The organism is Agrococcus jejuensis, from assembly GCF_007679035.1.
Classification (GTDB): Bacteria; Actinomycetota; Actinomycetes; order Actinomycetales; family Microbacteriaceae; genus Agrococcus; species Agrococcus jejuensis_A.
Genome location: NZ_VEFR01000001.1, coordinates 866,893 through 890,569, shown reverse-complemented (window position 1 = coordinate 890,569; position 23,677 = coordinate 866,893). Strand labels below are relative to the sequence as shown.

General features: G+C 73.5%; 18 protein-coding genes and 1 tRNA gene. 12 read left to right on the top strand and 7 right to left on the bottom strand.

Annotated features, from left to right (window positions below; all coding sequences use genetic code 11):
• Positions 1 to 15: 15 nt before the first annotated feature.
• A complete protein-coding gene (locus tag FS793_RS04265) occupies positions 16 to 900 on the top strand; it encodes a PHP domain-containing protein (RefSeq protein ID WP_144718897.1) in 885 nt (294 codons plus the stop codon).
• 88 nt (positions 901 to 988) lie between these two features.
• Positions 989 to 1,642 carry a suppressor of fused domain protein gene (locus tag FS793_RS04260; protein ID WP_144718895.1) on the top strand — a complete coding sequence of 218 codons (654 nt, stop codon included), beginning with the start codon at positions 989 to 991 and terminating at the stop codon, positions 1,640 to 1,642.
• Between the two features lie 75 nt (positions 1,643 to 1,717).
• Here FS793_RS04260 and FS793_RS04255 read toward each other — a convergent pair whose 3' ends face one another.
• Complete coding sequence (locus tag FS793_RS04255) at positions 1,718 to 3,208, bottom strand: DEAD/DEAH box helicase (RefSeq protein ID WP_144718893.1); 1,491 nt, start codon at positions 3,206 to 3,208, stop codon at positions 1,718 to 1,720.
• A gap of 133 nt (positions 3,209 to 3,341) precedes the next feature.
• On the opposite strand from FS793_RS04255, the gene FS793_RS04250 reads away from it, so the two are divergent.
• Positions 3,342 to 4,058: a ferritin-like fold-containing protein gene (locus tag FS793_RS04250; protein WP_186329314.1), complete on the top strand. Its 717-nt coding sequence runs from the start codon at positions 3,342 to 3,344 to the stop codon at positions 4,056 to 4,058.
• A 40-nt stretch (positions 4,059 to 4,098) separates the two neighbouring features.
• Here the strand turns inward: FS793_RS04250 and FS793_RS04245 are convergent, their stop codons facing one another.
• Together FS793_RS04245 and FS793_RS04240 are read right to left on the bottom strand one after the other, a co-directional pair.
• Complete coding sequence (locus tag FS793_RS04245; protein ID WP_144718888.1) at positions 4,099 to 4,392, bottom strand: hypothetical protein; 294 nt, start codon at positions 4,390 to 4,392, stop codon at positions 4,099 to 4,101.
• Positions 4,392 to 4,610, bottom strand: coding sequence for a DUF3107 domain-containing protein (locus tag FS793_RS04240; protein ID WP_144718886.1), 219 nt, complete (start codon positions 4,608 to 4,610; stop codon positions 4,392 to 4,394). Before FS793_RS04240 ends, FS793_RS04245 begins: the two co-directional genes overlap by 1 nt.
• 138 nt (positions 4,611 to 4,748) lie before the next feature.
• Between FS793_RS04240 and FS793_RS04235 the strand changes: the two genes are divergently transcribed.
• Together FS793_RS04235 and FS793_RS04230 are read left to right on the top strand one after the other, a co-directional pair.
• On the top strand, positions 4,749 to 7,769 hold the full coding sequence (locus tag FS793_RS04235) for a UrvD/REP family ATP-dependent DNA helicase (RefSeq protein ID WP_186329313.1): 3,021 nt from the start codon (positions 4,749 to 4,751) through the stop codon (positions 7,767 to 7,769).
• A complete protein-coding gene (locus tag FS793_RS04230) occupies positions 7,766 to 10,912 on the top strand; it encodes an ATP-dependent helicase (protein WP_186329312.1) in 3,147 nt (1,048 codons plus the stop codon). Before FS793_RS04235 ends, FS793_RS04230 begins: the two co-directional genes overlap by 4 nt.
• 25 nt (positions 10,913 to 10,937) lie before the next feature.
• Here the strand turns inward: FS793_RS04230 and FS793_RS04225 are convergent, their stop codons facing one another.
• Entirely contained in the window at positions 10,938 to 12,023 is a 1,086-nt protein-coding gene (locus tag FS793_RS04225; RefSeq protein ID WP_144718880.1) for a macrolide 2'-phosphotransferase, read from the bottom strand.
• A gap of 66 nt (positions 12,024 to 12,089) precedes the next feature.
• On the opposite strand from FS793_RS04225, the gene nudC reads away from it, so the two are divergent.
• Positions 12,090 to 12,992 carry an NAD(+) diphosphatase gene (gene nudC, locus FS793_RS04220; protein ID WP_260980012.1) on the top strand — a complete coding sequence of 301 codons (903 nt, stop codon included), beginning with the start codon at positions 12,090 to 12,092 and terminating at the stop codon, positions 12,990 to 12,992.
• Positions 12,989 to 14,674 (top strand): ATP-dependent helicase, encoded by a 1,686-nt coding sequence (locus FS793_RS04215; protein WP_144718878.1) that lies wholly within the window; start codon positions 12,989 to 12,991, stop codon positions 14,672 to 14,674. Before nudC ends, FS793_RS04215 begins: the two co-directional genes overlap by 4 nt.
• A gap of 726 nt (positions 14,675 to 15,400) precedes the next feature.
• On the opposite strand, the gene FS793_RS04210 is transcribed toward FS793_RS04215, so the two are convergent.
• Positions 15,401 to 16,777: a zinc-dependent metalloprotease gene (locus tag FS793_RS04210; protein WP_144718876.1), complete on the bottom strand. Its 1,377-nt coding sequence runs from the start codon at positions 16,775 to 16,777 to the stop codon at positions 15,401 to 15,403.
• 85 nt (positions 16,778 to 16,862) lie between these two features.
• Here FS793_RS04210 and FS793_RS04205 point away from each other — a divergent pair, with 85 nt between their 5' ends.
• From FS793_RS04205 to FS793_RS04190, 4 genes are all read left to right on the top strand, one after another.
• Entirely contained in the window at positions 16,863 to 17,927 is a 1,065-nt protein-coding gene (locus FS793_RS04205) for a YlbL family protein (RefSeq protein WP_144718874.1), read from the top strand.
• 125 nt (positions 17,928 to 18,052) lie between these two features.
• Positions 18,053 to 21,148 (top strand): UPF0182 family protein, encoded by a 3,096-nt coding sequence (locus tag FS793_RS04200; protein ID WP_260980011.1) that lies wholly within the window; start codon positions 18,053 to 18,055, stop codon positions 21,146 to 21,148.
• Positions 21,149 to 21,209: 61 nt separating this feature from the next.
• A tRNA-Met gene (locus tag FS793_RS04195) sits at positions 21,210 to 21,286 on the top strand.
• 91 nt (positions 21,287 to 21,377) lie between these two features.
• Positions 21,378 to 21,719 carry a CHY zinc finger protein gene (locus tag FS793_RS04190; RefSeq protein WP_144718872.1) on the top strand — a complete coding sequence of 114 codons (342 nt, stop codon included), beginning with the start codon at positions 21,378 to 21,380 and terminating at the stop codon, positions 21,717 to 21,719.
• Between the two features lie 36 nt (positions 21,720 to 21,755).
• Here the strand turns inward: FS793_RS04190 and FS793_RS04185 are convergent, their stop codons facing one another.
• Positions 21,756 to 22,463, bottom strand: a complete 708-nt coding sequence (locus FS793_RS04185) for an AIM24 family protein (protein WP_144718870.1) — start codon at positions 22,461 to 22,463, stop codon at positions 21,756 to 21,758.
• Positions 22,460 to 22,780, bottom strand: coding sequence for a thiamine-binding protein (locus tag FS793_RS04180; RefSeq protein ID WP_092506019.1), 321 nt, complete (start codon positions 22,778 to 22,780; stop codon positions 22,460 to 22,462). The genes FS793_RS04185 and FS793_RS04180 overlap by 4 nt, the downstream gene beginning before the upstream one ends.
• Positions 22,781 to 22,854: 74 nt before the next feature.
• Between FS793_RS04180 and FS793_RS04175 the strand changes: the two genes are divergently transcribed.
• On the top strand, positions 22,855 to 23,676 hold the full coding sequence (locus FS793_RS04175; protein WP_144718868.1) for a carbon-nitrogen hydrolase family protein: 822 nt from the start codon (positions 22,855 to 22,857) through the stop codon (positions 23,674 to 23,676).
• Position 23,677: the final 1 nt, after the last annotated feature.

Here is a 23,677-nt window from a genome sequence, read left to right as displayed (position 1 = left end):
TCCTACGATGGAGGGATGAGCGCCGCCGACACGCCCCGATCCGGGACGCAGTGGGGCCGCATCGACCTCCACGCCCACTCGACGGAGTCCGACGGCACCGAGTCGCCGCGCGAGCTCGTGCTCCAGGCGCACGCCGCCGGCATCGGCACCGTCGCGATCACCGACCACGACACCACGGCGGGCTGGGCGGACGCCGCCGACGCCGCGCGCGAGGTCGGCATCGGGCTCGTGCCCGGCGTCGAGTTCTCGTCGCAGCAGCAGTGGGCGAGCGTGCACGTGCTCGGCTACCTGCTCGACCCCGCGGCGCCGGCGTTCCTCACGGAGCGCGAGCGCATCCGCGTCGAGCGCGTCGAGCGCGCGCAGCGCATGGTCGAGCGCATCGGCGCCGACTACCCGCTGACGTGGGCGATCGTGCAGGACCACGCAGCACCGGGGGCGACGATCGGTCGCCCGCACATCGCCGACGCGCTCGTGTCGCTCGGCATCGTCGCCGACCGCTCGGCGGCGTTCGACGGCATCCTGCACTGGCGCGGCGGCTACTACCAGCCGCACCGAGCGCCGGCGCCGACCGAGGCGGTGCGCATCATCCGCGCCGCCGGCGGCGTGCCCGTCATCGCGCACCCCGCCGCCCGCGGCCAGGCGACGATGGACGAGCGCGTCATCGCGCAGCTCGTCGACGCCGGCCTCATGGGCCTCGAGGTCGAGCATCGCGACAACCCGCCCGAGGCGCAGGAGTGGCTGCGCAGGCAGGCGCGCATCCACGGCCTCATCACGACCGGCTCGAGCGACTGGCACGGCCGCGGCAAGCCCAACCTCTTCGGGGAGCACACGACGAGCGCCGAGGCGCTCGACGCCATCGTCGAGGCCGCGACGGGCGCCGAGCCGATCCTGCCGGCCTGAGGGCACGACAGCGCGCGCGGGGGACGAGCCCGACGCATCGCTCGATAGCCTTGCGAGCACCCACCCACCGAGAGGACCGCATTCGCACATGGACGACCTCCGAGCGGGCGACATCCACGCGCAGGCGCTCATGCGCCACCTCGCGCAGCATCTGGGCGAGCCGTCGACGGTGCTCGCCGAGGCCGTGCCCGACGAGCTGCGCATCGACCTCGTCGTCTTCCCGCCTGCCGAGGATCGGCCGTTCGTGACGCTCGCGACCGTCGGCATGTCGGCGCTGCCGATGCACGTGCCGTCGGAGCTCGAGGATCGTGCGCTGCAGGAGCTGCTCATCGGCGTGCCCGCCGATTGGCCGGGGCTCGCCGACGGCGTCGCCGACATCGAGGGCGCCTTGCAGGACGAGGGCGCATACTGGCCCATCCGTCTGCTCAAGGGCCTCGCGCGCTACCCGCGTCGCAGCAGCACATGGGTGTCGTGGGGCCACACGATCCCCAGCGGCGCACGCTTCCACGACGACGTGCCGTTCTCGACGGCGCTCGTCGCTCCGCCGCTCGGGCTGCCGCCCGCGGTCATGGCGGCGCACACGCCCGCCGGCCGCGTCTCGTACCTCGCGGTCGTGCCGATCACGGATGCCGAGACGCAGGTGGCGAAGTCCACGCCGCGCGGCTCCGACGAGCTCATCGACCGCCTGGAGGCGGCGGGCGTGACGATCGCCGTCGACCCGGAGCGAGCCTCCGTCGCCTGACGCCCCGGCGCGCGAGCCCGCAGCACGCACGAGACCCCCTCGACCGATGGTCGAGGGGGTCTCGTCGCTGGAGCGTCAGGCCTGCGGTGCCGCTGCGGCGCCTGCGCCGCCCGAGCCGCCGGAGCGACGACGACGACGCCTGCGGCGCGCAGGCGCCGCGTTGCCGTCGTGGTGCTCGGCGCCACCGCCGTCGTGCGTGCCGCGACCCTCGGCGGGCTGCGCCTCGCGTGCGGGAGCCTCGGCGCGGGGCGCGGCCTCGCGGCGCTCGCCGCCGTCGCGACCTCCGCGGCCGCCGTCGCGACCACCGCGTCCGCCGTCACGGCCGCCGCCGCGGCTCGAGCCGCCGCGTCCGCCGTCGCGCTTCGCACGCTCGCGGTCGCGCTCGACCTCGCGCTTGGCGATGCGGTCGGGCGGCGTCGCGCGCAGGCGACCCTTCGAGCCGGCCGGGATGGCCAGGTCCTCGAACAGGTGCGGCGACGACGAGTAGGTCTCGGCGGGCTCGGGGATGTTCAGCTCGAGCGCACGGTCGATGAAGACCCACTTGTGCAGGTCCTCCCAGTCGACGAACGTCACGGCGATGCCCGTGCGCCCGGCGCGGCCCGTGCGACCCACGCGGTGGAGGTACGTCTTCTCGTCCTCGGGGATCGTGTGGTTGATGACGTGCGTCACGTCGTCGACGTCGATGCCGCGCGCGGCGACGTCGGTGGCGATGAGCACGTCCTTCTTGCCGGCCTTGAACGCAGCCATGGCGCGCTCGCGCGCCTCCTGGCTCATGTCGCCGTGCACCGCCGCGGCCTCGAAGCCGCGGTCGATGAGCTCCTCGCACAGGCGCGACGCGGCGCGCTTCGTGCGCGTGAACACCACGGTCTTGCCGCGGCCCTCGGCCTGCAGGATGCGGCCGATGACCTCGTCCTTGTCGAGCGAGTGCGCCCGGTAGACGAGGTGGCGGATGTTCGCCTGCGCGATCGTGTCGTCGGGGTCGGTCGCGCGGATGTGGATGGGGCGCGACATGAAGCGGCGCGCGAGCGCGACGATTGGCCCCGGCATCGTGGCCGAGAACAGCATCGTGTGGCGCACGGGCGGCACGAGCGAGAAGATGCGCTCGATGTCGGGCAGGAAGCCGAGGTCGAGCATCTTGTCGGCCTCGTCGAGCACGATCTCCTGCACCTTCGAGAGGTCGAGGATGCGCTGGTTGGCGAGGTCGAGCAGACGGCCGGGCGTGCCGACGACGATCTGCGCGCCGGCCTTCAGCTGCTCCACCTGGCCCTCGTAGGCCTTGCCGCCGTAGATCGATGCGATCTGCGTGGGGCGGTTGGCGGTGATGAGCACCATGTCCTCGGTCACCTGCACGGCGAGCTCGCGCGTCGGCACGACGACGAGCACCTTCACGCCGGGCTCGGGGGTCGCCCCGATGCGCTGCGCGATCGGCAGGCCGAACGCGAAGGTCTTGCCCGTGCCGGTCTTGGCCTGGCCGATGATGTCCTGACCCGACAGACCGAGGGGGATGGTCTGCTGCTGGATCGGGAAGGGGTCGTGGATGCCGTGGGAGGCGAGGGCCTCGACCATATCGGCATCGATGTTCAATTCTGCGAACGTCAAGTCTGGTCCGTCTGTCGGGAAGCGTCGTATTCCGCGCCAGTCTACCGGCGGGTCGCCTGGATGCCCGTCGGCGGCGCCCGGGATGGCTAGGCTCGTCGCCGTGGTCCGATGGTTCGATCGCACGCCGCGCGAGGTGACGAGGTCGTTGCTGCGACCCCGCAAGGTGGTCGCCGAGGGCGATCGCGTGCTGCTGCAGGACCTCGAGCCGCGCCTCGACCAGTACCTCGGACAGCTGCTCGCGCTGCAGCTCGTCGTGCTGCAGCAGGCCGGCCAGGCCGTCGCCGAGGCGCCGACGCTCGCCGCGAAGGCGAACCTCGTCGAGGCGCTGCGCATCGTGTCGACCCGCTACCGCGACCTCGTCGAGCTGCTGCCGCGCGACGTCGAGCCGCTCGTCGCCATGGAGCCGTTCTACGCGTCGAGCGAGCGGTTCGCCAAGGAGGTCGCGGGCGCCGACTGGTACGAGCAGGTGCTGTCGCTGCACGTCACGACGGGTCTGCTCTCCGACTTCTTCGCCGCGTACGGCGGCGGCCTGCCCGACGACGACCGCGACGCCGTGCTGCGCGTGCTCACGCGCGAGACCGGGCAGCCGCTGCTCGCGCGCGAGCTGCAGCGCGCCATCCAGCACAACCCGCGCCTCGCGTCGCGCATGGCGCTGTGGGGGCGGCGTCTCGTGGGCGACACGCTGCTGCAGATGTACCTCGCGGTGCACGGCCCCGAGGACGCCTCGCCGGCGCCTGCGCAGCGGCTGGAGCCGGCGTTCAACGACATCGTGGCGGCGCACACGCGCCGCATGGATGCGCTGGGCCTGACGGCCTAGCGGTCCGCCGCACCGATCGCCCTCGGGCGATCCGCTGCGATCAGCGCGTCGCGAGCAGCTGGTGCAGGCGCTGCTCGTCGCGCGCCGGGCGCACGCGAGCGAGCACGAGGGCCGCGATCGTGCACGTCACGAGCGGAGCGACGAGCGCGAGGGTCCAGATCCACGGCTCGCCGAGGCTCCAGCCGGTGACGACCATGACGACCCAGGCGGTCGCGGTCGTGACGGCACCGAGCGCGGGGAGCAGCAGCAGGCCGTGCGTCTCGCGGCCGGGGATGACGTAGCGCAGGAGCGCACCGATGGCGGCGCCCAGCACCGGCATCCAGATGAGCTCCATCAGGCCACGAAACCGACGCGCCGCGTGGTCTCCGAGCCGATCTCGACGTAGGCGATCTGCGCGCTCGGCACGAGGTAGCGGCGGCCCTTGGCGTCGTCGAGCGTGAGGTGCCCGCCGTCGAAGGCCGTCGTGACGGCCTGCTCGACCTCGGCGACCGTCTGCGCGGAGTCGAACGCGATCTCGCGCGCGGTGTCCTTGATGCCGATGCGGATGTCCATGTCGAGAAGGATATGGGATCGGCTCGCGCCGTTCGTGCGCGTTCGCCGACAGCGCCGAGCGGCCTGCGACGCGTGCTCCGCGAGCCCGGCGCGCGTCCTGGCCATGTCGGCGGAGCGTCCTACGGTCGAGGGGTGCCCATGACCCTCGACGCCTCCCAGCGCGCCGTGCTCGACGTGCCCGACGACGCGAGCGCGATCGTGCTGGGCGTCGCGGGCGCCGGCAAGACGACGACGGTCGTCGAGCTCGTCGCCGAGCGGATCGCGCGGCCGGGATGGTCGGGCGGCGACGTGCTCGTGCTCGCGGGATCCCGTGCGGCGGCGACGCGACTGCGCGATCGGCTCGCGGCGCGCGTCGACGTCGTGACGCCCGGGCCGCTCGCGCGCACGGCGGCGTCGTTCGCCTACGCGCTGCTGGGCGAGCAGGCGCTCGCGCTCGGCGTCGATCGGCCGCAGCTGCTGTCGGGCGCGGAGCAGGACGGCATGCTCGCCGACCTGCTCGAGGGGCACGTCGACCTCGGCTCGGGCCCGGAGTGGCCCGAGCACCTCGGCCCGGGCGTGCGCGAGCAGCAGGGCTTCCGCACCGAGCTGCGCGACGTGCTCGCCAGGGCGAGCGAGCAGGGCCTCGACCGTGCGGCGCTCGAGGCGCTCGCGCGCGAGCACGACCGTCCCGAATGGGCCGCGGCGGGTGCGATGCAGCACGAGCTCGACCAGGTGCTCGCGCTCGCGCACCGCGACGGCGTCGGCGCGGTCGATGCCGCGAGCCTGCTCGCGCGCGCCGCCGAGATCGTCGCGGCAGGGGAGCGGCGGCTGCGGCTGCTCGTCGTCGACGACGCGCAGGAGCTCACCGAGGGCGCGACGCGGCTCGTCGCGGCGCTGCACGCGACGGGCACGGCCGTGATCGCGTTCGGCGACCCCGACACGGCCACCGACATGTTCCGGGGCGCCGACCCGTCGATCGTCGGCTCGCTCGGCGCTCGCCTCGGCTTCACGCGTCGCATCGACCTCGCGATCGACCACCGGCACGGCGCCGCGCTGCGGACGGCGATCGGCGACCTCTCCGCACGCATCGGCACGGCGCTCGGCGGCACGCACCGCGCAGCCGAGCCCGCGGGCGGCGAGGGGTCGATCGCGGTGCATCGCGTCGACGGCGCCGTCGAGCAGGCGCGGCGCATCGCGCGCATCCTGCGCCGTAGGCACCTCGTCGACGGCGTGCCGTGGGGCGAGATGGCCGTCGTGACGCGCTCGGGCAGGCTCGCGGCCGAGCTCGAGCGCTCGCTCGCCGACCTCGAGGTGCCCACGCTGCGCGAGGGCGGCGGCTCCGCCGTCCGCGGCTCGAGCGTCGCCGACGACCTCGTGGCGATGCTCGCGATCGTCACGGGCGTCGAGCCCATCGGGTCGGAGCACGCCAGGCGCATCCTCTCGTCGCCACTCGTCGGGCTCGACGCCGTGGGCCTGCGCAGGCTCCGCCGAGCCGTGCGGCACCGGGCGATCGCCGAGGAGCGCCTGCCGGGCTCGGGCGACGAGCTGCTCGCCGAGGCGCTCGCCGACGACGCGGCCCTCGACGGCGTCGGTGGCCCCGAGGCGCGCATCGCACGCGCCGTCGGCTCGCGGCTGCGGTACGCCGCGGAGCTCGCGGGCTCCGACGATCCCGACACCGCCGTCGAGCTGCTGTGGCGGCTGTGGGACGGCGCAGGGGTCGCGGATGCGTGGCGCGAGGCGGCGCTCGGCGGCGGCAGCGACGCCGCGTGGGCGCACCGCAGGCTCGACTCCGTGGTCGCGCTGCTCGACCACGCCGCCAGGCACGCCGAGCGGCACGCAGACGTGCGCGCCGACGAGTTCGTGCGGTCGTGGCGGTCGGCGGCGCTCGAGCTCGACTCGCTCGCCGGCCGTCAGGTCGCGGCGTCGGTGCGCATCGGCACGCCGTCGCAGCTCGTGTCGGTCGAGCTCGACACCGTCGTCGTCGCGGGTGTGCAGGAGGGGGCGTGGCCCAACCTGCGGCCGCGCGGCTCGCTCCTGGGTGCGCAGCTGCTGGGCGCGCACGCCATCGGCGGCGTCACGACCGTGACCGACGTCGCCGACGACGAGCTGCGCATGCTCGTGCACGCCGTCTCCCGCGCACGGTCGGTCGTGCACGTCGTGGCGATCGAGACGGAGGAGGAGAGGCCGGCCCGTTGGCTCGCCGTGCTGCCCGACGCACCGCCGGAGGTCGATGCGCGCGGCCGGACGCTGCGCGAGCTCGTCGGCACGCTGCGGCGCCTCCTCGTCGACGACCAGGCGTCGTCGGCGATCCGCGCCGATGCGGCGGCCGCGCTCGCACGCCTCGCGGACGAGGGCGTGCCCGGTGCCGATCCTGCGCAGTGGGCGGGCCTCGCCGACGCGACGACCGATGCGCCCCTCGTCGACGAGGGCGAGCCGATGCGCGTCTCGCCGTCGGCGCTCGAGGGCTTCGAGTCGTGCGCGGTCGACTGGGCCGTCAGCAGGCTCGCGCCCACGGGATCCGCGACGCCGCAGGCGATCGGCACGATCGTGCACGCCGCCGTCGAGCACACGGATGCCGCCGATCCCGTCGCGCTGCTCGCGGCCGTCGAGGCCCGATGGGCCGAGCTCGCCTTCCGCTCGCCGTGGGAGTCGGCGCGCGAGCGCGCGATCGTCGAGCAGATCGTCGTCGCGATCGCCGACTACGTGCGCACCGAGCGCGACCTCGGCTGGCGCATCGACGTCGGCGACCACGAGCGCAGGTTCGAGCTCGCGATCGGCGACGTCGTGCTGTCGGGCTCCATCGACTGGATCGAGCGGCGTGGCGACGAGGTGCGCATCGTCGACCTCAAGACCGGCAGGGCGAAGCCCAGCGGTCCCGCGATCGCCGAGCACGCGCAGCTGCGCGCCTATCAGCTCGCCGCCGATCGCGGCGCGATCGCGACCGTGGCGCCCGAGACGACGTCGGCAGGTGCGCGCCTGCTGTACCCGCGCGATCCGAAGCCCATCGGCGACCAGGCGGCGCTCGGGGCCGAGGAGCTCGCCGAGTTCGAGGCGCGCGTCGTCGACGTCGCGGCGCGCATGGCCGCGGCGACCTTCACGGCGGTGCCGCTCGAGCACTGCCTCAACGAGTTCGCGCACGGCCAGTGCGAGATCCACGTACGACGGCAGGTGACCGAGTGACCCACGACCTCATCACCCCCGCCGAGATCGCCGAGCGCCTGCACGAGGCGTCGGGCGCAGAGGGTGGCGCGCGCATCCCCACCGACGAGCAGGCCGCCGTCATCACGGCGCCGCTCGAGCCCGCGCTCGTCGTCGCCGGTGCGGGATCGGGCAAGACCGAGACGATGTCGATGCGCGTGCTGTGGCTGCTCGCGAACGGCATGGTCGAGCCCGAGCGCATCCTGGGCCTCACGTTCACGCGCAAGGCGGCGAGCGAGCTGCGCGTGCGCCTCGTCGAGCGGATCCAGCAGCTCGTGCGTGCCGGGCTCGTCGACGAGGCGGCCGCGGCGGTCGAGCCGACGGTGTCGACGTACAACGCCTTCGCGAGCCAGCTGTACCGCGAGCATGCGCTCGTGCTCGGTCGCGATCCCGATGCCGACCTGCTGGGCGACACCGCCGCCTGGCTGCTCGCGAGCGACGTCGCGCTCGCGAGCGACGACCTGCGCCTCGCGGCCCTGCGGTCGAGCGACGTCGTCGTCGACGGCCTGCGCAGGCTCGCGTCGGAGCTCGGCGACAACGCGCTCGAGCCGAGCGTGCTCGACGGCTTCGCGCACGCGTTCGAGCGCATCGCGCAGCTGCCGGTCGGCAAGGGCCAGATCGGCGTCGGCCGCGAGCGCGACAAGGACGTGCTGGCGATGCGCGCGCTCGAGCCGCTCGCGGCGCTCGCCGGCACGTACGACCGCCGCAAGCGCGAGCTCGGCGTCATCGAGTTCAGCGATCAGGTGCGCTTCGCGCTGCAGGCGCTGCAGGCGGCTCCGCGGCTCGTCGACGAGGTGCGCGCACGCCACGGCGTCGTGCTGCTCGACGAGTACCAGGACACGTCGGTGTCGCAGGTGCGGCTGCTCACGACGCTGTTCCGCGGCGACCCCGTCATGGCGGTCGGCGACCCGAACCAGTCGATCTACGGCTGGCGCGGCGCGAGCGCCGGCACGCTCGCCCGGTTCCACGAGGACTTCGGCGGCACGGAGCGCTTCGCGCTGTCGACGAGCTGGCGCAACGCCGCGGGCGTGCTCGACGTCGCGAACCGCATCGCGGCGCCGCTGCCGGCGCACGGCGTCGAGCGGCTCGCGCCGCGTCCCGGTGCCGCGGCCGGGGAGGTCGCGCTCGAGCTCTTCGAGACGCAGCACGACGAGGCCGAGGCGCTCGCGACGTGGATGGCCGAGCGCGGCGCGGGTCGTGTGCCCACGACCGCGGCCGTGCTGCTGCGCGTGCGCGGCCGCATGTGGACCTTCGCCGACGCGCTCACGAGGCGCGGCATCCCATGCCACGTCGTCGGCACCGGGGGACTGCTCGCCGAGCCCGAGATCGTCGACATGCGCTCGGCGCTCTCGGTGCTCGCCGACCCGCGTGCGGGCGGCCACCTGCTGCGGCTGCTCGCGGGTGCGCACTGGCGCATCGGCCCGCGTGACCTCGCGGCGCTGCGCGACCACGCGCGCGTCGTCTCGACGCGGTACGTCGCCGAGCGCGCGCGCCAGGCCGATCGCGAGTCGACCGATGACGACGCGGCGGCGTCGCTCGTCGACGCGCTCGACGACCTGCTCGACCTCGGCGCCGACGCGGCCGTCTGGCAGGCGCTGTCGGAGGCGGGTGCGGAGCGACTGCTCGCGGCCGCACGCACGTTCCGACGCCTGCGGTCGCAGCGTGCGCTGCCGCTCCCCGAGCTCGTGCGACTCGTCGAGCGCCAGCTGCGCCTCGACGTCGAGGTGCTCGCGAACCCCGCCCGCGCGCCGCGGCGCTCGCTCGACGCGTTCGTGGCCGAGGTGCAGCAGTTCGCGCTCACCGACCCGGCCGCGACGCTCGAGGCGCTCGTCGGCTGGCTCGAGCGCGCCGCCCGCGACGACACGCTCGACGCACCGGCGCCCGAGCCCGAGCCCGGCCTCGTGCAGCTGCTCACGATCCACGCGTCGAAGGGCCTCGAGTGGGATCTCGTGGCCGTGCCGTCGCTCACGGAGGGCACGCTGCCGATGCAGCGGCAGGATGCGCGCGGCTGGCTCTCGGTGGGTGCCGTGCCGTACGCGCTGCGCGGCGACGCGAGCGAGCTGCCGCGCTTCGACCCGCGCGGCGTCGCCGACCTGCGCGAGTACGGCATCGAGCGCGCCGCGTACGTCGACGGCCTCGCCGACCAGTTCCACGCGGAGGAGCGCAGGCTGGCCTACGTCGCCGTCACGAGGGCCCGCGCGTCGCTGTGGATGTCGGGTGCGTGGTGGATCGGCCGCAACAAGCGCATCGCGAAGCCCTCGCGGTTCCTGCGCGATGGCGCCGACGTGCTCGGGGTCGAGCTGCCCGAGGCGCCCGAGCACGCCGAGAATCCCACGGTGCTCGAGCTCGAGCAGTCCGTGTGGCCGCCCGATCCCCTCGGCGGCCGACGCGGGGCCGTCCAGCGCGCGGCCGACGCCGTGCGTGCAGCAGACGCGCGCGTCCCCACGCGCTTCGACGACGAGATCGCGCTGCTGCTCGCCGAGCGCGACGCGCCCGCCCACGCGGTCGCGCCGAGCCGCATCTCGGCGTCGACGGCGAAGGACTGGCTCGCCGACCCCGGGGCGCAGGCGCTCGCGCGCGTCCGCCCCATGCCTCGCCGCCCGTTCCGCGCGACGAGGCTCGGCACGCTCTTCCACCAGTGGGTCGAGCGCCGCGGCGGCACGGGACTCGCGGATCTCGTCGACGGCGACCTCGACGACGAGCTGGGCGGCGACCTCGTGGCCGTCGACGTCGAGCGGCTCGAGCGGCTGCAGCAGACGTTCCTCGCCTCGCCGTACGCGCGCATGGAGCACGTGGCCACCGAGCTCGAGGTGCACCTGCCGCTCGGCTCGACGTCGGTGGTGTGCCGCATCGACGCCGTGCTGCGCGACGGCGACGAGCTCGTGCTGGTCGACTGGAAGACCGGTGCGCTGCCGCGCTCGCGCGCCGACGTCGCGGAGCGAGGGCTGCAGCTCGCGCTCTACCGCGCCGCGTACGCCCTGCACGCGGGCGTCGACCCCGAGAGCGTGCGCGCCGAGCTGTACTTCGTCGAGCACGACGAGGTGGTGCGGCCCGAGCACGTGCTGAGCCTCGGCGAGCTGCGCGACGCGTGGGAGGCCGCCCGGGCGACGCTCGAGCAGGGCTGAGGGCTCGGGCCGGCCCGCCCGCGACCTACGGGCGTGCCGTCGACGGCAGGTCGGCGTCGATCTCGACGGTCTCGTCGTCGAACGCCGACTGGCCACGACGCGGCGACTCCTCGCGTGCGACCGAGGTGCCGCGCTCGTCGAGCATGTGCTGCACGTCGGCGAGGTCCATCGTGTGGAGGCGCTCGGGCTGCAGCGCCGTCGTCGAGTCGTCGTCGGCGACGCGGTCGGCGAGCCGCGCGAGCATGCCCTCGGCATCCGCCACGACCGTGTCGTCACCTGCGTCGACGCCGTGCAGCAGCCAGCGGGCGACGTCGAGCTCGGCGTGCAGCATCGCGCGACGGCGCAGCTGACGGTCGGCGCCGCGCACGCCGGCGTAGGCGACGAACGCCTCGTCGACCGACGAGCCGTGCTCGCTGCCGAGCAGCCATGCGAGGTCGACGGCGGGGTCGCCCAGCCCGAGCGCGTGCCAGCCGTCGATGCCCGTGATCGTGGCGTGCTCGCGGCGGAACGCGGGCGACTGCAGGTCGCCGTGCACGACGCGCGGCTGGAACTGCCACAGCGCGTCGTCCTCGAGCGCGACCTCCCAGCGGGCGAGCAGCGGTGCGGGCACGCGACCCGTGGCGGCGACGCGGTCGAAGACGGCCGTGAGCGAGTCGCGGATCTCGGCGGTCGAGCGGTGCGGCAGGCCCGCGTCGAGCACGATGCTCGTGGGCAGGTCGTGCAGCGCGGCGATGGCCTCGCCGATGGATGCTGCGAGGCCGACGTGCGCCGGCGACACGTCGCCGAGTCGCAGCGTCGCGCCGCCGAGCCTCGTCGACACGACGACGGCCGTGCGCTGCAGCGGGGCGGTGCCGAGGGTCTCGGGGACCTCGAACGGCAGGCGGTCGCGCACGGCATGCGTGAAGACGTGCAGCGTGACCGCCTGGTCGCGCAGGCGTCGCAGGGCGTCGGGCGTGCGGGGCACGACGACGCGCACGACGCGGCCCTCGGAGGTGCGTGCCGCGATGGCCTCGAGATCGTCGCCCGAGCCGTCGTCGACGGCCCCCACGACCTCGATGCCGGGCACGGCGGACGTCGCCAGCGCGGCTAGAGTGAACGGGTTCGCAGCCATGATGCGAGGGTACGGCGGGCATCGCCGCGTCCCGCGTCGCCACGCGCTGCGACGGGAAGGACGCTCGTGACCGACTCGCCCGCCATCCCGCCCCTCTCGCGCGCATCGCTCGACCGCGACCATGCGGCGCGCATGCGCGAGGGCTCGCTCGACGCGGCGCTCGCCGACCCGACGACGCGCGTCGTGCTCGTCGACGGCGATCGCACGCTCGTCGCCGACGGCGCCATCGTGCGCGTGCCGGTCGCGCGCGTGCCGCACGGCGCCCGCCTCGCGTGGCTCGGCCGCTCCGCGGGGCACCTCGATCAGCAGGAGGGCGCGGTCGTGCTCGCCGCGACGGTCGACGGCACGGTCGTCGACGGCGCCGGCGACGGCCGCGAGCTGGGCGACTGGCGCAGCCTGCGCGAGATCGGCGCCGAGCTCGACGCCGAGGACGCCGGCATCCTCACGCAGGCGGTCGCGCTCGCCAGGTGGCAGGCGCAGACGGCGTTCTCGGGCATCGACGGCTCGCCCGTCGCGTTCGAGCAGGGCGGCTGGGTCGGCATCGACGGTGCCGGCGCGCAGCACTTCCCGCGCATGGATCCCGCCGTCATCGTGCTCGTGACGGACGCGACCGACGAGCGCATCCTGCTGGGGCGGAACGCGGCCTGGACCGACCGCTTCTCGCTCTTCGCGGGCTTCGTCGACCTCGGCGAGTCGTTCGAGGCGACGGTCGTGCGCGAGGTCGCCGAGGAGTCGGGCGTCACGGTCGAGGATCCGACGTACGTCGCGAGCCAGCCGTGGCCGTTCCCGCGCAGCATCATGGTGGGCTTCGAGGCCGTCGCGCTCGACCCGGAGGCCGCGAGGCCCGACGGCGAGGAGATCGTCGAGGTGCGCTGGCTCACCCGCGATGACGTGCGCAACGGCGTCGTGGGCCTGCCGGGCAACGCGTCGATCGCGGCGTACCTCATCCAGCGGTGGCTGGAACGGTGACGCCCGACGCGATCCTCGACCGCCTCGACGAGCAGCAGCGCGAGGTCGCGCTCGCCGTGCAGGGCGCGGTGTGCGTGCTCGCCGGCGCCGGCACCGGCAAGACGCGCGCGATCACGCACCGCATCGCGTACGGCGTCGCCGTCGGCGTCTACGACCCGCGCCGCGTCATGGCCGTGACGTTCACGACGAAGGCGGCGGGGGAGATGCGCACGCGTCTGCGAGCGCTCGGGGCCGAGGTGCAGGCGCGCACGTTCCACTCGGCGGCCCTCGCGCAGCTCGCGCACTTCTGGCCGCGGCTCGCGGGCGGGCGGATGCCGGAGGTGCTGCCGACGAAGGCGCGCACGATCGCCGACGCCGCGCTGCAGCTGCGCCTCAAGGTCGACACGGCGCAGCTGCGCGACCTCGCCGCCGAGGTCGAGTGGCGCAAGGCGCGGGCGCTCACGCTCGAGCAGTACGCCGCGGGCGCGCACGGCCGGGCGCTGCCGGGCGGCATGCCGGTCTCGACGATGGTCGAGCTGCACGAGACCTACGAGCGGCTCAAGGACGACCGGCGGCAGATCGACTTCGAGGACGTCATCCTCGCGACGACGGGCATGCTCGAGCGCGAGCCGATCGCGGCCGACACCGTGCGCGGCCAGTACCGGCACCTGACGGTCGACGAGTACCAGGACGTCTCGCCGCTGCAGCAGCGGCTGCTGGATGCGTGGCTCGGTGGGCGCGAGGAGGTGTGCGTCGTCGGCGACCCGAGCCAGACGGTCTTCGCGTTCGCGGGCGCGAACGCGCGCAGCCTCCCCGAGTTCATCGGCAGGCATCCCGACGCGACGGTCGTGCGGCTCGAGCAGTCGCATCGCTCGACGGCGCAGGTCGTGGGCGCGGCGAACCGTCTCATGCGAGGCCGCGACGCCATCCACCTGCGCGCCGAGCGCACGGGGCCCGAGGTCGAGGTGTCGATGCATCCGTCGGACGCGGCGGAGGCGCGCGCGGTCGCCGAGCGGTGCCGTGCGCTGGTCGCGCGCGGTGCGAAGGCGTCGGACATGGCGGTGCTCGTGCGCTTCCACGCGCAGTCGGCCGGCATCGAGCAGGCGCTCGCCGACGCGGGCCTCTCGGTGCGCCTCGCGGGCTCGCAGCGCTTCTTCGAGCTGCCCGCCGTGCGGCAGGCGATGCTCATGCTGCAGCAGACGCCCGACGACGGCCGCCCGCTCTTCCAGGCGGTCATCGACGTCGTGCATCCCATCGGCTACTCGCACGAGCCGCCCGCGACGCAGGGGGAGGAGCGCGCACGCTGGGATGCGCTGCACGCGCTCGTGACGCTCGCGGAGGAGGCGCCGGCGGGTGCGACGGCCGCGGGCTTCGCCGGCGAGCTCGCGCGCCGTGCGGCGAGCGACCACGAGCCGGGCGTCGAGGCCGTGACGATCGCGACGCTGCACGCCGCCAAGGGCCTCGAGTGGGAGCACGTGCACATGGTGGGGCTCTCGGAGGGGCTGCTGCCGATCTCGTATGCGACGAGCCTCGATGCGATCGACGAGGAGCGACGCCTCTGCTACGTCGGCATCACGCGGGCGCGCACGACGCTGCACCTGTCGCACGCTGCCGCGTCGGGCCGGATGCCGCGGACGCCGTCGCGGTTCCTGGCAGAGCTCGACAGCCGCACCCGGGGTGCGGCGTCCACCGCTCGACGCTGAGCGCCCCCGAGTCGAGCGCGATGCTCGCGCCGACGCCCGCCTCGGCCAGGCCGAGCGCGTGCAGGTTCACGAGCACCGCGACGTGCGCGACGGTCTGCGCCACCGCGGCGGCGGGCACCTCGCGGATCGGCGGCAGCCCCTGCGGCACGGCAGCGTGGGTCTCGGCGAGATCGGCGCAGCGCGGGCACGCCCCCTCGCCCGGCACGGTCCACGGACCGACGACGATGCGCTGATCGCCGACGATCACGGGCACGTGGACGCGGTCGCGTCGCAGCAGGCGCTGGCGCTCGAGGTCGGGCAGCCGCCAGTCGGCGACCGAGACCGACACGTCGAGGCTGCGCTGCGCCATGCGGTGGCCGTCCTCCTCGAGCACGCGTCGCACGGTCGCGGCGACGGGGCCGGCGCCGCGCACCTCGACGCGCATCCGCGGGCGCTCGCGGTGGTCGAGCGCCGGGGCGAGCACTGCGAGCAGCGTCGCCGCGCGCTCGTCGCCCAGCACGACGGCGGGCTCGGTCGGCACGACGCCGCGTCGCATGCGATCGAGCAGCGCCGCCGTGTCGTCGTCGACGTCGTCGAGCGTCGCGATCGCCCGCTGCGCCCCGAGGCGCACGCTCCTGGGGGAGGTCCAGATGATGGGCAGGGCGGGGTCGAGGCGCAGCATGACCGAGAGGATGCCGTCGCCCGAGGGCGGCAGCGCGCGACTGTCCACAGCCGCGCAGGCTGCGATCAGCTCGCGGTGCCGTCCTCGCGCTCGTGCGGACGGTCGTCGCGGTCGTCGGCGAGCAGGTCCTCGAGCGCGCGGTCGACCTCGTCGGGCTCGGGCGTGCCGCCCTGCAGCGCGGCGATGACGCGCGACGGGTCGTCGATGTCGTCGCCGGTGGGCAGCAGGTCGGGGTGCGCCCACAGCGAGTCCCGTGCCTCGGCGCCCACGGCCTCCGTCACCCGATGCCAGAAGGCGGATGCCTCGCGGAGACGGCGCGGACGGATCTCGAGGCCCACGAGCGTGCCGAACGCGCGCTCGGCGGGACCGCCGGTCGCACGGCGACGGCGCACGGCCTCGGCGATGGCGTCGCGTCGCGGGAGTCGGGCGGTCGCCTCGGTCGTGACGGCGTCGACCCATCCCTCGACGAGTGCGATCGTCGTCTCGAGACGGGCGAGGCTCTGCAGCTGCTCCTCCGTCTTCGGCGGGATGAGCGAGCCCGACGACAGCGCCTCGCGCAGAGCCTCGGGGTTCTGCAGGTCGGACATGTCGAGGTCGGCGGCGAGCTCCTCGAGCCGCTCGACGTCGATGCGGATGCCCTCGGCGTACTCGCGCACCTGCGACAGCACGTGCAGGCGCAGCCACTTGGCGTGGTGGAAGAGGCGCGCGTGGCCGAGCTCGCGCACGGCGAGCCAGATGTGCACCTGGTCGGCGGGGATCTCGAGTCCCTCGGCGAGGCCCTGGAGGTTGACCGGCAGCATCGCCGCCTGCTCGTCGAGCAGCGGGAAGCCCACGTCGCCGCCCGAGAGCACCTCGCTCGAGAGTCGGCCGACGACCTGGCCGAGCTGCATGGCGAAGAGCGTGCCGCCGACGTTGCGCAGCAGCCTGCTCGCGCCCGCGATCATCTCCTGCGCCTCCTCGGGCGCCTGCTGCCGCATGGCGTCGGTGAGCGCGTCGGCGATCGACGACGCGACTGGCTCGCTCATCTCCTGCCAGACCGGCATGGTCGCCTCGGCCCACTGCTGCCGGGAGAGGAGCGTGATGTCGGAGATCGTGCCGATGTCGGTGGCCTCGTCGAGCCAGATGGCGCCGAGGCGGGCGGCCTGCTGCACGGCGTCGCGCTCCTCGGTCGAGACCGAGCCGGGGTCGCGGCTGATGACCTGCAGCGCCTGCTGGCGTGCGACGGACCAGTCGATGCCGTCGCCCGTGCGCTGCAGGGCGCTCTGCAGCTGCGCCATGAGCTGCTGGAGGAGGGCCGGATCGGCGGGGATGCCCGCGGCGGCACCGAGCTGCTGCGGGTCGATCTGCCCGCCGAGGAACTGCTGCAGCATGTCGCGCAGCTCGGCCTCGGGATCGCGGTCGTCGTCGCGGTCCGGGTCCTGGTCGGGGGACTGATCGGCCATGCGACTACGCTAGCGCCGGGCTCGCGCCGGGCGGGCCGATCGTGGGCATCGGAGCCTGCGCCGACGGCGAACAGGAGACGACGCGATGCTCTTCCCACGTCGACGCGACCGCGGTGCCATCGCCGGCTGGGCGGCCGTGTTCGTGGCACTCGGGGCGCTGCTGGGCATGGCGTTCCTGCCCTCGCCGTACGTCGTGGAGCAGCCGGGTCCGACCTTCGACACCCTCGGCGAGACCGATGCGGGTCCGCTCATCAGCGTGCCCGCCGACCTGGACCACCCCGACGCCGACGGCTCGCTCACGCTGCTCACGGTCTCGATCGCGGGCAACCCGCAGCGCCCGCTCACGTGGGTCGACGTCGCGGGCGCCTTCCTCGACCCCGCCGACGAGATCCTGCCGATGGAGAGCGTGTACGCGCCCGAGGAGACGATCGAGCAGTCGAACGAGGCCGGGCGCATCGAGATGGAGTCGTCGCAGGCGGCCGCGATCGCCGCGGCGCTGCTGCACGAGGGCTACGAGATCGACGCGGAGGTCACGATCGCGGAGGTGCTCGCCGACAGCCCCGCCGATGGCGTGCTCGAAGAGGGCGACCGCATCCTCGCCGTCAACGGCGACCCCGCCTACGACGTGTACTCGATCCGCGAGTCGATCGCCGCGGTGGACGGTGAGACGACGTTCGACATCGAGCGCGACGGTCAGCCGATGACGGTCGCCGTCGAGCCGATCGAGACGCAGGGGCAGCGCCTCGTGGGCATCGTGCCGCAGAACTCGTTCACCTTCCCGATCGACGTGTCGATCGAGCTGCCGAACGTCGGTGGCCCCAGCGCGGGCATGATGTTCGCCCTCGGCATCGTCGACCGTCTCACCGAGGGATCGCTCACGGGCGGCGTCGACTGGGCGGGCACCGGCACGATCTCGGCGACGGGCGACGTCGGTCCGATCGGCGGCATCGAGCAGAAGATGCACGGCGCCCTCGCCGCGGGGGCCGACTGGTTCCTCGCACCGGTCGAGAACTGCGGCGAGGTCGTGGGCAACGTGCCCGACGGCCTGCAGGTGGTCGCCGTCGACACGCTCGACGACGCCATGGCGGCCATCGAGACCGTCGCATCCGGCGGCGACACGAGCGCGCTGCCCACCTGCACGGCCGACTGACGCCGGCTCCGCACGGTCGACGAGGGCCCTGCGTCGCACTCGGATGCGCCGTGGGCGGACGCACCGGGGGAGGCCATAGCCCTCGCGGGTAGGATGCGTGGACCCCCCGTCGACCCTGGAGACTCGTGTCCGACACCGCTCGTCCTGCGCAGACCGCTCTGCGCCGCTCGCCCCTCATCATCACGCTCGCGGTCGTCGCGGCCATCGTGGTGGGCTTCATGCTCTTCTCCGGCTTCTACGCCGACATCCTCTGGTTCGACCAGCTCGGCTTCGTGCAGGTGCTGCAGGTGCGCTGGGTCGCGATGGCGACGATGTTCGCCATCGGGTTCTTCGCCATGGCGGTGCCGCTGGCGCTCGCGATGCAGATCGCGTTCCGCTCGCGCCCCATGTACGCGCAGCTCTCGAGCCAGCTCGACCGCTACCAGGAGCTCGTCGCGCCGCTGCGCCGCCTGGCCATGTGGGTCGTGCCCGCCGTGTTCGGCCTCTTCGCGGGCCTCGCGGCCGCGTCGCGCTGGGACACGGCGCTGCTGTGGCTCAACCGGCAGCCGTTCGGCGAGACCGACGCGCAGTTCGGCCTCGACGCCGGCTTCTACGTGTTCGAGCTGCCGCTGTACCAGGAGGTCGTGTCGTTCGCGCTCGCGGTGCTCTTCGCGTGCGGCCTCGCGACGGTCGCCACGGCGTACCTCTACGGCGCCGTGCGGGTCACGGGCCGTGAGCTGCGCATCTCGCGCAGCGCGCGCATCCAGATCGGCGTCGTCGTGGCGCTGTGGATGGCGGTCTTCGCCGTGAGCCAGTGGCTCAGCCAGTACCAGACGCTCACGTCGCCGTCGCTCGGCGGCGAGGTCTACACCGGCCCCGGCTTCACCGAGGCGAACGCCGGCATCCCCGGCATGCAGATCCTCGCGGGCATCGCGGCGCTCGTCGCGATCTTCTTCGTCGTGACGGCGATCATCGGTCGCTGGCGTCATTCGATCGTCGGCACGGCGCTGCTCGTCGTCGCCTCGATCATCATCGGCTTCGGCTACCCGGCGATCATCCAGCGCATCCAGGTCGACCCGTCGGCCGGCACGCTCGAGCAGCCGTACATCCAGGCGAGCATCGACTCGACGCGCTTCGCCTACGGCGTCGACGAGATCACCGAGGTCGACGTCGACATCGAGACGAACCCCGAGGCCGGCGCGCTCGCGCAGGACCAGGCCACGACCGCGAACATCCGCCTCCAGGACCCCGAGGTCGTCGGCGTCGCGTTCTCGGCGCTGCAGGGTCTGCGCCAGTACTACGCCTTCGAGGAGTCGCTCGACGTCGACCGGTACGAGATCGGTGGCGAGACGCAGGATGCCGTCGTGGCGCTGCGCGAGCTGAACCCCGAGTTCCTCAGCGAGCAGGACTGGTACAACCAGCACATCATCTACACCTACGGCTACGGCCTCGTGGGTGCGTACGGCAACCAGCGTGCGGCGGACGGGCGACCGGTGTTCCTGCAGTCGGGCATCCCGCAGACGGGCGAGCTCGGCGACTTCGAGCCGCGCATCTACTTCGGCGAGAACAGCCCGGAGTACTCGATCGTCGGTGGCGGCACGCAGGAGGACGAGACGGCGGAGGCCGTGATCCCCTCCGACGAGCCCGTGCCGTCCGACGGCGCCGCGGCGTCCGAGGACCCTGCAGCGTCCGAGGACCCTGCCGCGTCCGAGGATCCGGCAGCGTCGGAGGATCCGGCAGCCACCGAGGACCCGGCGGCGTCGCAGGCGCCCGACGGCGCCGACGGCAACATCGGCGCCGGCACCGTCACCCCGTACCAGGGGCAGGGCGGGCCGGAGGTCGGCGGATTCCTGTCGCGGCTCGTCTACGCGATCAAGTTCCAGTCCGAGCAGATCCTGTTCTCGAACGCGGTCGCCGACGACTCGCAGATCCTCTACAACCGCAATCCGCTCGATCGCGTGCAGCAGGTCGCTCCGTACCTGACGCTCGACCAGGATCCCTACCCGACGGTCGTCGACGGCGACCTCGTATGGATCGTCGACGGCTACACGACGACGGCGCAGTTCCCGTACTCGTCGCAGACGTCGGTGGCGGCGGCGATCCAGGACTCGTCCAACACGAACCCGACGCAGGGCGCCGGCGACACGATCAACTACATCCGCAACTCGGTGAAGGCGGTCGTGAACGCGTTCGACGGATCGGTCACGCTGTACGCGTGGGATCCCGAGGACCCGATCCTCCAGGCGTACGACCAGATCTACCCCGGCACGCTCCAGCCGATCAGCGAGATGTCGGGCGACCTGCTCGCGCACGTGCGCTACCCGGCCGACCTGTTCAAGGTGCAGCGCGCCATCCTCGGCGAGTTCCACGTGACGAACGCGAGCGCCTTCTACTCGGGCAACGACGTCTGGACGACGCCGGAGAACCCGACGAACGGCGACGGCGACGACTCGAACCAGCCGCCGTACTACCTCACGATGGCCGTCAACGGCGAGGACCCCGCGTACTCGCTCTACACGACGTTCATCCCGCCCTCGAGCGATCGCGAGCTGCTCTACGGGTACCTGTCGGTGAACTCCGACGCGGGATCGACCGACGGCGAGGTGGCCGAGAACTACGGCCAGCTCACGTTGCAGAACATCCCGGAGGATCAGCAGATCCCCGGCCCGGGCCAGGCGCAGAACAACTTCGACACGGATGCCACGGTCGGAAACCTGCTGAACATCCTGCAGCAGGGCCAGTCGCGCGTCGTCTACGGCAACCTGCTGACCCTGCCGGTCGGCGGCGGCATGCTCTACGTGCAGCCGGTGTACCTGCAGTCGACGGGATCGACGTCGTACCCGGTGCTCCAGCGCGTGCTGGTGTCGTTCGGCAACGAGATCGCCTTCGAGGAGACGCTGGATGCGGCGCTCGACGCCCTGTTCGGCGGCGACTCGGGCGCTCAGACCGGCGACTCGGGCATCGACCCGGTCGAGATCGATCCCGAGACGGGCGAGCCCGTCGAGGGCACCGGCGGCGGCGATGGCGGCACGGCTCCGACCGGCGACCTCCAGACCCAGCTGCAGACGGCGCTGCAGGAGGCCGCCACCGCGCTCGAGGAGCGCGAGGCTGCCTACGCGGAGAACGACCTCGTCGGCGCCGCGGAGGCCGACGAGCGGCTGCAGGAGGCCGTGACCGAGGCGAACTCGCTCATCGAGCAGCTCTCCGGACTGCCTGCCGAGGGCGAGGAGGCATCGCCCTAGGCGAACATCCACCCCGTGGTTCGAGAGGGCCTCGAAGCCGTGCTAGAGTCATATCTCGTGCCGCGGGGTGGAGCAGTTCGGTAGCTCGCCGGGCTCATAACCCGGAGGTCGCAGGTTCAAATCCTGTCCCCGCAACCATGTGAATCAGAAGGCCCGCCAGATGGCGGGCCTTCTGCATTGGCGGAGGGACCCTCGTGGGTCTCGGATCGCGGTCGAAAGGGGGGAGCGGATGAGCGACCACCGCCCGCCCGTGCTCGGCCCTGCGGTCGATGACGAGACCCGCTGCATCCACTGGTCTTCGCCGCTCGACGTCGTCGCGATGCGCTTCGCGTGCTGCGGCGCGTACTACCCGTGCGATGCGTGCCACGAGGAGGCTGCCGGCCACCGCATCGCGACATGGCCGGCGGATGCGCGCGACGAGCGCGGCGCGATGTGCGGCGTGTGCGGGCACGAGCTGACGATCGCCGAGTACGGCGTCGCAGCGGCCTGTCCGGCCTGCGCAGCCCCGTTCAACCCGGGCTGCGCCCTGCACTGGCACCGATACTTCGACGGCCCGCCTCCCGCCGCGTGAGCGGGGGAGACGGGCCGTCGATCGTGCTCGGTCGACTCAGCCGAACAGGCTGACGCCGCTCGAGCCTCCGCCGTTCTGACCCGTCGTCTGCGGGCGGCCCTCGGAGGGCTGCACGACGACGAAGCCGGGGCCGTGGAAGGCCAGCTGGAAGGCCTCGCCCGTGCCGCCGCGCAGCAGCGAGCGCATGTTCATCGAGTTCACGACCTGCGGCTGCAGGTTGGCCGACCAGCACACGGCGGCCTGGGGGTCGACGAACGTGGGCTGCTGCGAGCAGTCGAGCAGCAGCGGCTCGCCGTCGCACGTGACGGCCACGGTGCCGCTGCCGCCGATCTCGAGGTTGAAGAGGCCGCCGGCCATGAAGCCGCCGCCGCGCAGCATCTTGATGTCCCATTGCAGCGAATGGTCGAACGCGAGCAGGCTCTCGCCGTTGACCGTGAGGCCCTCGTTCTCGAGCGTGACGGTGAAGATGTTCTGCGCGTCGCGCGCGAGGAACACCTCGCCCTGGCCCTGCATGCGCATGAGCGGCGCGCCCTCGCCCGTGAGCGCCTTCTTCAGGAACTTCTCGACCGAGCCCGCACCCTCGTGGTGGAACTGGATCTGCCCCTGGTACGCGACCATCGAGCCCTTGGCGGCGATGACGTCGGTGCCCGTGACGTTGACGCGCATCATGCGGTCGGACTGCTTGACCCAGCGCTCCTGGGTCTGCTTCTCGTGGTACGCCTGCGCGAAGAGCTCGCTCTTCATCGGTCCTCCTCGTGTGCGGGCTCCTCGAGCGCCTGCTCGAGCCGGTCGACCTTGCCGTCGAGCTCTCCGGCCCATCCTGGCCGGATGTCGGCCTTCAGCACCAGCGATGCGCGGGGCGAGGCCTCGAGGATCGCGTCGGTCGCGGCCTTGACGACCGCCATGACCTCGTCCCACTCGCCCTCGATGGTCGTGAACATGGCGTCGGTGCGGTTGGGCAGGCCCGACTCGCGCACGATGCGCACCGCCTTCGCCACGGCGTCGTGGACGGATCCGTCGGGTCCCGCCGTGCCTGGCGCGACCGAGAATGCGACGAGCATGTCGCTCCCTTCGTCTGGTTCGCGCTCATCCTCTCGCGGCGAGCGCTGGACGCGCGCTGCATAGGCTGGGACGCATGGCCACGCCGTCGATCCTCCTCGCCGCCGCCGTCCAGTGGGCGCCCGGCGCAGACCCCGCAGCGAACCGTGCGGAGGTGACGCGGCTCGTCGCCGCCGCGGCGCAGCGCGGCGCGCGACTCGTCGTGCTGCCGGAGTACTCGCAGGCGTTCGACGCCGACATGGCGGCCCTCGCGCCGGCGGTCGCCGAGCCGCTCGACGGCCCGTTCGTCGTGACGCTGCAGGAGGCGGCGGCCACGGCGGGCGCCGTCGTGGTGGCGGGCATGGTCGAGCGCCTCGACGATGCCGACGACGGCACGCCGCGCGTCGCGAACACGGTCGTCGCGGTCGACGGCGAGCGCGTGCTCGCCGCGTACCGCAAGGTGCACCTCTACGACGCGTTCGGCGCACGCGAGTCCGACTGGCTCACGCCCGGCGACCCCGCGCAACGTCCCGTGATCGACGTCGACGGCCACGGCGTCGGCATCCAGACCTGCTACGACGTGCGGTTCCCCGAGCAGTCGAGGCTGCTGGTGGATGCGGGCGCCGACGTGCTCGCGATCCCCGCCGAGTGGGTGCGCGGGCCGCTCAAGGAGCACCACTGGGTGACGCTCGTGACGGCGCGCGCGATCGAGAGCACCGTGCACGTGATCGCCGCCGACCACGCGCCGCCGATCGGGGCGGGGCGCACGCTCGTCGTCGATCCGATGGGCGTCGCGCTCGCGCAGCTCGGCGAGGCCGAGGGCATCGCCGTGGCGCCCATCGATGCCGCCCGCACGGCGAGCGTGCGCGAACGCAACCCGTCGCTCGCGAACCGCCGCCATCGCGTCGTCGGCGGCTGAG